Raw genomic sequence first — 10,264 nt, 5'->3', positions numbered from 1 at the left:
GGTCTGGCAGCGCTCGCCGTGCCACCTCTTCTCTGCACCCACCTGTCACCCGCCATGACGACACACGCCACACCCCGCATCTTGCAAATCGGCCGCCTGCCTTTGCCCGCCCTCGAAACCGAACTGGCCGCGCGCTACAGCGTGGCCTGCCTGGCCGACCAGGCCGACCCGCAGGGCTTTCTGGCAGCGCACGGTGCGGAGTTTTCGGGCGTGGTCACCACGGCGTCCATCGGGCTCACGAGCGAGGTGATCGCCGCCCTGCCCCGCCTGCAGGTCATCAGCAGCTTTGGCGTGGGCTTTGACGCGCTCGACATCGACGCGGCCACGGCGCGTGGCGTGCAGGTGGGCTACACGCCCGGTGTGCTCAACGACTGTGTGGCCGACATGGCGTTTGCGCTGATGCTGGACGTGTCGCGCGGCATTGCCGCCAGCGACCGGTTTGTGCGCCAGGGCCAATGGCCCCAGGCGCGGTTTGCGCTGGGCACGCGGGTGTCGGGCAAACGCCTGGGCATTGTGGGCATGGGCCGCATCGGCCAGGCCGTGGCCGAGCGCGCGGCGGGCTTCCGCATGGAGGTGGGCTACCACAACCGCCGCCCGGCCGAGGGCTGCGCGCACTCGTACTTCGAGTCGCTGACCGCACTGGCGCAATGGGCCGACTACCTGGTGCTGACGGTGGCGGGCGGCGCGGGCACGCGCCACCTGGTCAACCGCGATGTGCTTGACGCCCTGGGCCCGCAGGGCTACCTCATCAACGTGGCGCGTGGCAGCGTGGTGGATGAGGCGGCGCTCATCGACGCCCTGGCCGAGCGCCGCATCGCCGGTGCGGGCCTGGACGTGTTCGACAACGAACCCCATGTGCCCCCCGCCCTGATGGCACTGGACAACGTGGTGCTCACCCCCCACACTGCCAGTGCCACGCACGAAACCCGCCGTGCGATGGCGGACCTGGTGCTGGAGAACCTGCATGCGTTCTATACCTCGGGTGCCGTGCGGGTGCCGGTGCCAGGCACGGTGGCTGGCTGACCGTTGGTTTTTCAAGCTTTTTAGGCTGTTTGCGCGCGTCCATCATGCCTTGTCAGCTATCAAATAAATAGCATCAAGCTCCACACCCGGGCGCCCCTGCCTCACACCCGCCCCGCAAACACCTCCGGCCCCAGGCGGGGCTTGCGCGCCTTGCGCTCGAACAGCCACATGCCATACAGCGGCAGCGCCTCGGCCAGTTGCAGCGGCACCACCTGCTCTGCCGCAGCCCCCAGCAGCGCGGGGTGTGGCAGCACGGCCAGCAGTTCAGAGCCCACCACCAGGTTCAGCAGGCTGGCAAAGTCCGGGCAGCGCGCAGCCATGCGCGGCACTGGCATGCGCCGCACGCGGTGCGCCTCGGTCAGCACATCCACCGGGCCGCTCACGCTCGGGCCCACACAGCCCCAGGCGGCGCCTTGCAAATCGGCCAGTGACCGGGCCTGCGCCAGCGGGTGGCGCCGCCGTGCATAAATCTGCGGCTGCAGCTCGTACAAGCGCCACTGCACCACATCCGGATGGGCAAACTGGCGCGGCCGGGGCGCAATCACGGCGTCGAAGCTGCCATGCAGCAGGCCCGTCAGCAGGCTCCCCTCGTCGTTGGTAGTCATCTCCAGTGAACGCTGAGGCTGCGGCCGGCACCAGGCCTCGTACAGCAGCGGCCCACAGACCAGCGCGGCGGACGCCGTGAGCCCCACGCGCAACACCTTGCGGTTTGCAGCGCCCGCGCGGGTCAGCGGCAAGGCGTCGATGCGCTGGGCCAGCGGCGCGCCTTCGGCCACCACACGCCGGGCCAGGTCGGAGGGCACATAGCGGCGCCCGTCCCGCACCAGCAAGGGCGTTTCGAACTGCGCCTGCAGCGCCTTCATGCCCTGGCTGATGGCGGGCTGCGACACCCCACAGGCCTGCGCCGCGCGCGCAAACGAGCCCTGGTCGATGACGGCTTGGAGGTAGTGCAGGTAGCGCAGATACATAAGCAGCTTTTATGTATGAGGCGCCATTGTCTCTTGCCGCAGCCGCCGGGCGCGGCGAAGCTCTGGGCTTCTTTCTCCACCACGCTCCTGCCCATGACCACGCCACTCGACACCGTCCGCATCTACCTCGCCCACCTGCACGCCAGCCACACCGACGGGCTGATTGCCTGCTTTGAAGACGATGGCGTGGTGCACTCGCCGTTTCTGGCCACCATGCGCGCGAGCGACTTTTTCAAGAAGCTGGCCCAGGCTTCCAGCGGCAGCGTGATCACCGTGCTGGATCTGTTTGTGTCCGCCCAGCCAGACAACGGCGGCGCCGTGCGGGTCGCCGCCTACTTCCGCTACGACTGGACTTTGAACGACGGCCGCGAGGTGACTTTCACCTGCGTGGATGTGTTCACGTTCGACGCGGGCAGCACCCGCATCCGCGACATGAACATCGTCTACGACACCCACCCGCTGCGCGAAGAAGTGGGCGACAAGTACGCGCCTGATCCGGTCACAACAACTCCACGCCCTTGAGCGTGACAAAACTCGTCTCGCGCGTCACCTGCACAAAGTCCTGCAGGTACGGCTTGGCCGACAGGCTGGGCAGGCAGGCGGCGTGCAGCTCGCCGCGCAGGCCTTTTTCACCGATGGGCCGCGCCGTCACATACCCCCGGTCCAGGTAGCTTTGCACCGCCCACAGCGGCAGCGCCGCCACGCCGCGCCCGCTGGCCACCAGCTGCAGCATGGCCACCGTCAGCTCGGTGGTGCGGCGTGGCGGGCGCACACCGGCGGGCTCCAGCACCTGGCGAATCAAATCGAGCATTTCGTCGGGCACGGGGTAGGTGATGATGGTCTGGTCGGCAAAGTCCTGCGCCACCAGGTGCGGCTTGGCCACCAGCGGGTGCGTGTTGGCCAGCAGCGCGCGGATCTCAAAGGCAAACAGCGGGTGGTAGTCCACGCCCGCCTCGTCGGCATCCACCTCTGACACGATGGCCACATCGGCCCGGCCCTGGTGCAGCAGGCCCACCGGATCGGCATGAAAGCCGCTCACGATGTCCAGCTCCACCTCGGGCCAGCGGGTGCGAAAGGCGTCCATGGCGGGCATCAGCCAGTCAAAGCAGGTGTGGCATTCCACCGCAATGCGCATCTGCCCACCCTGCCCCAGCACCAGGCGGGCAATGTCGCGTTCGGCCCCTTCCACCTGCGGCAGCATGGCATCGGCCAGCGCGAGCAGGCGTTCGCCCACGGCGGTGAACTGCGGCGGCACCGATTTGCGCTCAAACAGCGGCTGGCCGTAGCGGTCTTCCAGCAGCTTGATCTGGTGCGACAGCGCCGACTGCGTGAGGTTGAGCAACTGCGCGGCCCGCACCAGGCTGCCGCTGTCACGCAGGGCCACCAGCGTGCGCAGGTGGCGCACTTCCAGAATCGACTGGTTCATTATTAATTTTCACGTTGATCGACTAAAACTTTCGTTTGAATAATAAACGAGCCCGCGCGACCATCGGTGCCTTCATTGCTTTGCTCCATTCAGAAGAAGGATCACCATGTCGCTCGCCGCTCCAACCACCCGCCGCCCCGTGCTCACGCACACCCTGGGCTTTCCGCGCATGGGGGCGCAGCGCGCGCTGAAATTTGCGCTCGAATCCTTTTGGCGCGGCGATAGCACCGAGGCCGAATTGGAGGCCACCGCTGCCCAGCTGCGCCAGTTGCACTGGCAGGCGCAGGCCGACGCAGGCCTGGGTTGTGTGACGGTGGGCGACTTTGCGCTGTACGACCACGTGGCCAACCACATCCAGCTGCTGGGCTGCGAGCCTGCGCGTTTTGGCTTTGACGCCCAAGCGCCCGAGCTGGCGCGCTACTTTGCTATGGCCCGGGGCGTGTCGGCCCAAGCCGAAAACCACCAAGGCTGCAGCGCCGGTTGCACAGCCCAGCACCACACCATCGGCCAGCCCGCACTGGAGATGACCAAGTGGTTTGACACCAACTACCACTACCTCGTGCCCGAGTTCAGCGCCCACACCCAGTTCCACCTGGCCAGCGAGCGCTTGTTTGCCGAGGTGGCCGAGGCCCAGGCGCTGGGCCACCGCGTCAAGGCCGTGCTGCTGGGGCCGCTGAGCTTTTTGTGGCTGGGCAAATCCAAGGCGGCGGGCTTTGACCGCTTCAGCCTGCTGGAGTCACTGCTGCCGGTGTACGAAACCCTGCTGGCGCGCCTGAAGGCCCAGGGTGTGGAATGGGTGCAGATCGACGAACCCATCCTGGGCCTGGACTTGCCCGATGCGTGGCGCCACGCCTTTGAGCCCAGCTACTGGCAGCTGGCCCGCAGCGCGCCCAAGCTGCTGCTGGCCACCTACTTCTCGCCCATGGCCGAGAACCTGCGCCTGGCCTGCCAGCTGCCGGTGGCCGGCCTGCATGTGGATGCCGTGCGCGCCCCCGACGAGCTGGTGGGTGTGGCCGATTGGTTGCCTTCGCACAAGGTGCTGTCGGTGGGCATCGTGGATGGCCGCAACATCTGGCGTGCTGACCTGGATGCGGCACTGGCCAAGCTGCACCCCGTGGCCGACAAGCACCAGGGTGAGCTGTGGCTGGCACCGTCGTGCTCTCTGCTGCATGTGCCGTTCAGCTTAGAGGCTGAAACACAGCTGGACGCCGAGGTGAAGTCGTGGCTGGCGTTTGCGGTGGAAAAACTGGACGAGCTGCGCGTGCTTGCCACCGCCTTGTCGCACGGCGAGGCGGCGGTGGACGATGAACTGCACGCCGCCCGCACCGCCCTAGCCGCCCGCCGCGCCAGCCCGCGTGTGCACCGCGCCACCGTGGCGGCCCGCATTGCCGCGGCGGCGCCAGGGGCCGACCAGCGCGCCAGCGCCTTCCCTGCCCGGCAAAAGGCCCAGCGCGCACGGCTCAAGCTGCCGCTGCTGCCCACCACCACCATCGGCTCGTTCCCGCAGACGGCAGAGATCCGCGCCGCACGCGCCGCCTTCAAGCGCGGGGCACTCGATGCCGCCCACTACCAACAGAAGATGGAAGCCGAAATTGCCCTGGCCGTGCGCAAGCAGGAAGCGCTGGGCATTGACGTGCTGGTGCACGGCGAGGCCGAGCGCAACGACATGGTCGAATACTTTGGCGAGCAGCTCGACGGCTTTGCCTTCACCGCCAACGGCTGGGTGCAAAGCTATGGCTCGCGCTGCGTGAAGCCGCCCATCATCTACGGCGACGTGGCCCGCCCCACGCCGATGACGGTCGCCTGGACCCAGTACGCGCAGAGCCTCACCGCCAAACCCATGAAAGGCATGCTCACCGGCCCCATCACCATCCTGCAATGGAGCTTTGTGCGCGACGACCAGCCCCGCGCCACCACGGCCGACCAGATCGCCTGGGCGATCCGCGACGAGGTGTGCGACCTGGAAGCCTCCGGCATCGCCATCATCCAGATCGACGAGCCCGCCATCCGTGAGGGCTTGCCGCTGCGTCGCGCGGGGTGGAAGAGCTATCTGGACCGCGCCACGCGCGCCTTCCGCATCAGTGCCAGCGGCGTGCGCAACGACACGCAGATCCACACCCACATGTGCTACAGCGAGTTCAACGACATCCTGCCCGCCATCGCGGCCATGGATGCGGATGTGATCACGATTGAGACGAGCCGCTCGGACATGGAGCTGCTGCAGGGCTTTGGGGACTTCAAGTACCCCAACGAGATCGGCCCCGGCGTGTACGACATCCACTCGCCCCGTGTGCCCGGCGTGCAGGAGATGGCCGCACTGCTGGAAAAAGCCGCCGAGGTGGTGCCCGTGGAGCACCTGTGGGTGAACCCCGACTGCGGCCTCAAGACCCGGGGCTGGCCCGAGACCGAAGCCGCCCTGCGCCACATGGTGCAGGCCGCTCAGGAAGTGCGCGAGCGGCTGCTGGAAGAGGCGGCGCTGGCCTGACGGCCCCCCGGTTCAGCCCGCAGCGCGCTTCATCTCGGCCAGCTTCACCAGCACCTGCAGCGCGTGGTTCAGCGGCGTCGGCACGCCCAAGGCAGCGCCGCGCTTGACCACATAGCCGTTCAGGTGATCAATCTCGGTGGGTTTGCCCCGCGCCAGGTCCTGTGCGGTAGACGAATACTGCCCGGGCATGGTGCTGGCGATGCCGCGCACCGCCGCCTGCACATCGCCCGGAATCGTCACCCCGTCAGCAGCCGCCACCGCCAGGCACTCGGCCACGATGTCGGCTATCACCTGCGTCACACCGGGCACCTGCACCAGCGGGCCATAGGGCTGCTGCGACAAGGCCGACAGCGCGTTGTAGGCGCTGTTGAGCACCAGCTTGGCCCAGAGCGCGCCACGCACGTTGTCTGACACCTGGGTGGGGATGCCCGCCGCCGTGAGCTGGCGGGCCACCTCGTCGCTGCGCGGCGAAGGTGCAATCACCAGCTCGCCCCGGCCATGGTGCACCACATGCCCAGAGCCGCCCATGGCAGTAGCCACGTACACCACGGCGGCGGCCACGGGGGTGCTGGCGTGCAGCACGGCGCGCACGCGCTCGTCGTTGTCCACGCCGTTCTGCAAGGTCAGCACCAGCGTGCCAGGGGCCAGGTGAGGACGCATCTGGCGCGCGGCATCTTCCGTGTCGGACGACTTCACACAGAACAGCACCACGTCTGCGCCGTGCACGGCACTGGCCTCGGTGCTGGCCGCCAGGGGCACCTGCACATCCAGCACGGCAGTCTGCAGCCGCAGGCCGTGCTTTTGCACCGCCTCCACATGCGCCTGCCGCCCGATGAGCGTAACGGCATGGCCCGCCCGGGCCAGCAGGGCACCAAAGTAACAGCCCACAGCGCCCGCGCCCATCACGGCAAAACGCAAGCCCGGGGTGGCAGACGGAACAGCGGAGGGGGTGGGGGTAGCGGTCATGGGCGGATGTTCGGCGGTGATTGGAAAAAGGACGGAAGGCAAGCCATGGTATCGCCCTAGGAGTGTGCACCCGCCCACCGAGCGCCTTGCACCCCCCACCCAATTGGCGCAAAATGCGCCAATCAGGAGATCGCCATGTCCGCCACAGCCTTTTCTTCCGTCAAGCTCCCCGCCCACCTGGTGGAGCAGGCCCGCCAAGCCGCGCAGCCCATGCGCCGCTCGGTGGCCAGCCAGATCGAATACTGGGCCACACTGGGCCAGATCGTGGAACACACGGGCCTGAGCGTGCAGGAGGCGCGCAGCGCCATCGAGCAGTACGAAGCTGCAGCGGCACGCACCGCCGCCCTGGCGGCCCCCACGTCGGTGGACGCCCTCACCGCCCGCCTGCTGGCAGCACAGACACGCGGCACGCTCGCCCAGCGGGTGCGTGAAGTGGTGCTGGAGAACCAGGCCAAGGCTGCCGCCCCTGTCGCCTGACCGTGCATGGTGGCCCCCGCCCGGCAGCCCTCCCCGCCGCCCCGCCACAACACGCCACCCCGCTGGCTCCACCTGCTGGCAGGCCCGAACGGCGCGGGCAAATCCACGCTGTACCGAGCCCTGGTGCGCGAAGGCATCCTGGGCCCGCCGCTGGAGTTTGTGAACGCCGATCTCTACGAACAGGCGCACCTGCAGCACATCGCCGACCCCGAAGCCCGGTCCGAAGCCGCCCGCCAATGGGCCGATGACCGCCGTGCCACCTTGCTGCGCGAGGGCACCGACTTCGCCAGCGAAACCGTGTTTTCGCACCCCTCCAAACTGGCGCTCATCGAAGAAGCCCAGCGCTGCGGCTACACCGTGGCCCTGTACATCGTGGCGCTGGACGACCCGGCCCGGCTGCTGACCCGTGTGGCGCAGCGTGTGCGCGAAGGTGGGCACCCGGTACCGCCCGAACGCATCCTGGCCCGCTACCCCCGCACCATGGACAACCTGGCCCAGGCCGTGCGGCAGGCCAATGTCTCCTATCTGTATGACGCTGCCGAGGCTACCGGCACCAACACCGGGCCGCAACTGGTGGCCGTGTGCTCGCCCAGAACCGTCGCTCCCGTTGCTCAGCCCTTGCCCACCTGGGCGCAACGGCTGACGGCGCGGTAGCCTTCGGCGCCTCTCACGCGGCCAACGCAGGCCGCAAATAGCCAGCATTTTTGCATCTAGCGCTTATCCACCAGGCGCCAAATGCTCACTTTTCAATAGCAACTTTCGCCGCCATAAAACCCTGGCGCATTGAGGGTGATAACTGATTGCCAAGACAATCATTGTCTAGTCAATTAAATTTCAGATCATGGCATCACCCACTCCAACTCCGGCACCGCGCCCCGGCTTTTACAGCGCCACGCAGCTTCAACCCGAAGACAGCGTGGGTTACTTGATGCGCAAGGTGATGAGCTCGATCCGCACCCAGGCCGACGCCCAGCTCTCCATCCACGACCTGACCTACGCCCAGTGGTTGCCGCTGTTCAAGATTTCGCGCTGCGAGCAGACCACCGTGGCCAGCCTGGCCCGCGATCTGGAGACCGATCCCGCTGCAATGACCCGTGCCCTGGACCGCCTGGAAGCCAAGGGTCTGGTGCTGCGCGAGCGCTCCACCACCGACCGCCGCGTGGTGCAACTGGCGCTGACACCCGAAGGCCAGGCCGTGGCTGACAAGGTGCCGGCCGTGCTGGCCGACGTGCTCAACGGCCACCTGAGCGATTTCACCCATGACGAATGGCAACTGCTACTGCGCCTGCTGCGCCGCATGCTGGCCAATGGCGAAGCGCTGCGCCAGCAGCGCGGCGCAGACGCCGACTGAACACACAGACAGCCCGCACCGTTTTCCTCCACACAACACCCCAAAACCATTCTGGAGAACCCCGTGAACCCCCTCTCCCCCCTGCCCTCCACCCGCTCGGCCCTGGCCGCGCATTTCGCGGTATCGGCCCTGGCGCTGGCCGCCGCCCTCCTGCTGGTGGGCTGCGCCAGCCCCGGCCCGGCCCACACGCCGCTGGCGCAGACCACCCCGTCGGCTGTGGGCTTGAACGCCGCAGCCACCGACACCGCCGCCCCCAGCCAGTGGTGGAAAGCGCTGGGCGACGAGCAGCTCAACACCCTGATCGACACCGCCCTGCAAGGCAACCCCAGCCTGGCCGGGAGTCGCGCCCGCCTGGAGCAAGCCGTGGCCCTGAGCCAGGTGCGTGAGGCCGCCAACGGTCCGCAGGCCACCCTGGGCGTGGACGCCACCCGCCAGCGCTACACCGCCAACGGGCTGGTGCCAGCCCCCATCGCCGGCAACACCTACAACAGCGGCACCGTGCAAGCCACGCTGAGCTGGTCGCCCGACTTCTTCGGCCAGCACGCCGCCGAGCTGCAGGCCGCCCTGGGCCAGGCCCGCGCCGCCCAGGCCGATGCAGCCGCCGCCGCCAACACACTGGCCGCCCAGGTGGGGCGCAGCTATGTGGCGCTGGCCCGGCTGGTGGCCCAGCGCGACGTGGCCACGCGCGCGCTGGCGCAGCGCGAAGAGCAACGCAAGCTCACGCAAGAACGCACTGCCGCAGGCCTGGACAGCCAGGTCGAGCTGACCCAGGCCCAGGCCGCTGTGCCCGATGCGCGCACTCAGATCGAGGCGCTCGAAGAGCAGATCACCCTGGGCCGCCGCCAGCTGGCCGTGCTGACCGGCCAGGCGCCCGACGCGCTGCCCACGGTCACGCCGCAACTCGCCGCACTGCAACCCACCGCCGTGCCCGAGGTGCTGGGCGCCGACCTGCTGGGCCGCCGCCCCGACGTGGTGGCCGCGCGCTGGCGCGTGGAGGCAGCGACGCAAGGCGTGAACAGTGCGCGCAGCGAGTTCTATCCCAACATCAACATCGGCGCGTTCATTGGCCTGAACTCGCTGGGGCTGGACCGGTTGTTCAACGGCAGCTCGCGCCAGATGGGTGTGACGCCCGCCCTGCGACTGCCGATCTTCGACGGCGGCCGCCTGCGCGCCCAGCTGGGCGGCCGCGCTGCCGAGCTGGACGCCGCCATCGCCCAGTACAACGCCGCCGTGTTGGATGCGGTCAAGGAAGCGGGCGACGCCGTGGCCTCCATCCAGTCGCTCACCCGCCAGCAGGCCTTGCAGGACGAGGCCGTGGCCAGCGCCGAAAAAGCCTACCGCTTTGCGCAGGAGCGCTACCGCGCAGGCCTGGGCAACTACCTGGTGGTGCTGAGCACCGAAAGCCAGGTGCTGGCCCAGCGCCGTCTGGCCGTGGACCTGCGCGCCCGCCAGCTCGACACACGCCTGGTGCTGATGAAGGCCCTGGGCGGCGGGTGGACCGATGACACGGCGGTGCTGCACACCGCCGCAGCACACTGACCGGCAACCACACCACACACATCCAAAAA

Annotated in this window: 10 protein-coding genes; 7 read left to right on the top strand and 3 right to left on the bottom strand. The window is 68.3% G+C overall.

Annotated features, from left to right (window positions below):
- Nucleotides 1-54 precede the first annotated feature (54 nt).
- The gene (locus MRY84_RS21965; protein WP_291507802.1) at nt 55-1,023 is read left to right on the top strand and encodes a 2-hydroxyacid dehydrogenase; all 969 of its coding nucleotides are present in this window, start codon (nt 55-57) and stop codon (nt 1,021-1,023) included.
- A 101-nt stretch (nt 1,024-1,124) separates the two neighbouring features.
- Here the strand turns inward: MRY84_RS21965 and MRY84_RS21960 are convergent, their stop codons facing one another.
- Nucleotides 1,125-1,991 (bottom strand): LysR family transcriptional regulator, encoded by an 867-nt coding sequence (locus tag MRY84_RS21960; protein WP_291507801.1) that lies wholly within the window; start codon nt 1,989-1,991, stop codon nt 1,125-1,127.
- A 93-nt stretch (nt 1,992-2,084) separates the two neighbouring features.
- Between MRY84_RS21960 and MRY84_RS21955 the strand changes: the two genes are divergently transcribed.
- Complete coding sequence (locus MRY84_RS21955; RefSeq protein ID WP_291507800.1) at nt 2,085-2,513, top strand: nuclear transport factor 2 family protein; 429 nt, start codon at nt 2,085-2,087, stop codon at nt 2,511-2,513.
- On the opposite strand, the gene MRY84_RS21950 is transcribed toward MRY84_RS21955, so the two are convergent.
- A complete protein-coding gene (locus MRY84_RS21950; RefSeq protein WP_291507799.1) occupies nt 2,491-3,417 on the bottom strand; it encodes a LysR family transcriptional regulator in 927 nt (308 codons plus the stop codon). The genes MRY84_RS21955 and MRY84_RS21950 overlap by 23 nt on opposite strands.
- Before the next feature lie 106 nt (nt 3,418-3,523).
- On the opposite strand from MRY84_RS21950, the gene metE reads away from it, so the two are divergent.
- Nucleotides 3,524-5,902 carry a 5-methyltetrahydropteroyltriglutamate--homocysteine S-methyltransferase gene (gene metE / locus MRY84_RS21945; protein ID WP_291507798.1) on the top strand — a complete coding sequence of 793 codons (2,379 nt, stop codon included), beginning with the start codon at nt 3,524-3,526 and terminating at the stop codon, nt 5,900-5,902.
- Nucleotides 5,903-5,914: 12 nt separating this feature from the next.
- On the opposite strand, the gene MRY84_RS21940 is transcribed toward metE, so the two are convergent.
- On the bottom strand, nt 5,915-6,868 hold the full coding sequence (locus MRY84_RS21940; protein ID WP_291507797.1) for a ketopantoate reductase family protein: 954 nt from the start codon (nt 6,866-6,868) through the stop codon (nt 5,915-5,917).
- Between the two features lie 135 nt (nt 6,869-7,003).
- Between MRY84_RS21940 and MRY84_RS21935 the strand changes: the two genes are divergently transcribed.
- The 4 genes from MRY84_RS21935 to MRY84_RS21920 all read left to right on the top strand — a co-directional run bounded on the left by MRY84_RS21935 (nt 7,004) and on the right by MRY84_RS21920 (nt 10,235).
- Nucleotides 7,004-7,345: a hypothetical protein gene (locus MRY84_RS21935; protein WP_291507796.1), complete on the top strand. Its 342-nt coding sequence runs from the start codon at nt 7,004-7,006 to the stop codon at nt 7,343-7,345.
- 6 nt (nt 7,346-7,351) lie between these two features.
- Complete coding sequence (locus MRY84_RS21930) at nt 7,352-7,999, top strand: zeta toxin family protein (RefSeq protein ID WP_291507795.1); 648 nt, start codon at nt 7,352-7,354, stop codon at nt 7,997-7,999.
- A gap of 187 nt (nt 8,000-8,186) precedes the next feature.
- Nucleotides 8,187-8,696, top strand: coding sequence for a MarR family transcriptional regulator (locus MRY84_RS21925; RefSeq protein WP_291507794.1), 510 nt, complete (start codon nt 8,187-8,189; stop codon nt 8,694-8,696).
- Nucleotides 8,697-8,759: 63 nt separating this feature from the next.
- Nucleotides 8,760-10,235, top strand: a complete 1,476-nt coding sequence (locus MRY84_RS21920) for an efflux transporter outer membrane subunit (protein WP_291507793.1) — start codon at nt 8,760-8,762, stop codon at nt 10,233-10,235.
- Nucleotides 10,236-10,264 lie beyond the last annotated feature (29 nt).

Origin of the sequence: Acidovorax sp., from assembly GCF_022763525.1 — a bacterium.
GTDB lineage: Bacteria > Pseudomonadota > Gammaproteobacteria > Burkholderiales > Burkholderiaceae_C > Acidovorax.
This window is presented reverse-complemented; position numbering and strand designations above follow the sequence as displayed.

What these genes read in the sequence shown, in the direction of transcription:
- MRY84_RS21965 (WP_291507802.1), top strand. Translation starts at nt 55, where the DNA reads ATGACGACACACGCCACACCCCGCATCTTGCAAATCGGCCGCCTGCCT.
- MRY84_RS21960 (WP_291507801.1), bottom strand. Translation starts at nt 1,991, where the DNA reads ATGTATCTGCGCTACCTGCACTACCTCCAAGCCGTCATCGACCAGGGC.
- MRY84_RS21955 (WP_291507800.1), top strand. Translation starts at nt 2,085, where the DNA reads ATGACCACGCCACTCGACACCGTCCGCATCTACCTCGCCCACCTGCAC.
- MRY84_RS21950 (WP_291507799.1), bottom strand. Translation starts at nt 3,417, where the DNA reads ATGAACCAGTCGATTCTGGAAGTGCGCCACCTGCGCACGCTGGTGGCC.
- metE (WP_291507798.1), top strand. Translation starts at nt 3,524, where the DNA reads ATGTCGCTCGCCGCTCCAACCACCCGCCGCCCCGTGCTCACGCACACC.
- MRY84_RS21940 (WP_291507797.1), bottom strand. Translation starts at nt 6,868, where the DNA reads ATGACCGCTACCCCCACCCCCTCCGCTGTTCCGTCTGCCACCCCGGGC.
- MRY84_RS21935 (WP_291507796.1), top strand. Translation starts at nt 7,004, where the DNA reads ATGTCCGCCACAGCCTTTTCTTCCGTCAAGCTCCCCGCCCACCTGGTG.
- MRY84_RS21930 (WP_291507795.1), top strand. Translation starts at nt 7,352, where the DNA reads ATGGTGGCCCCCGCCCGGCAGCCCTCCCCGCCGCCCCGCCACAACACG.
- MRY84_RS21925 (WP_291507794.1), top strand. Translation starts at nt 8,187, where the DNA reads ATGGCATCACCCACTCCAACTCCGGCACCGCGCCCCGGCTTTTACAGC.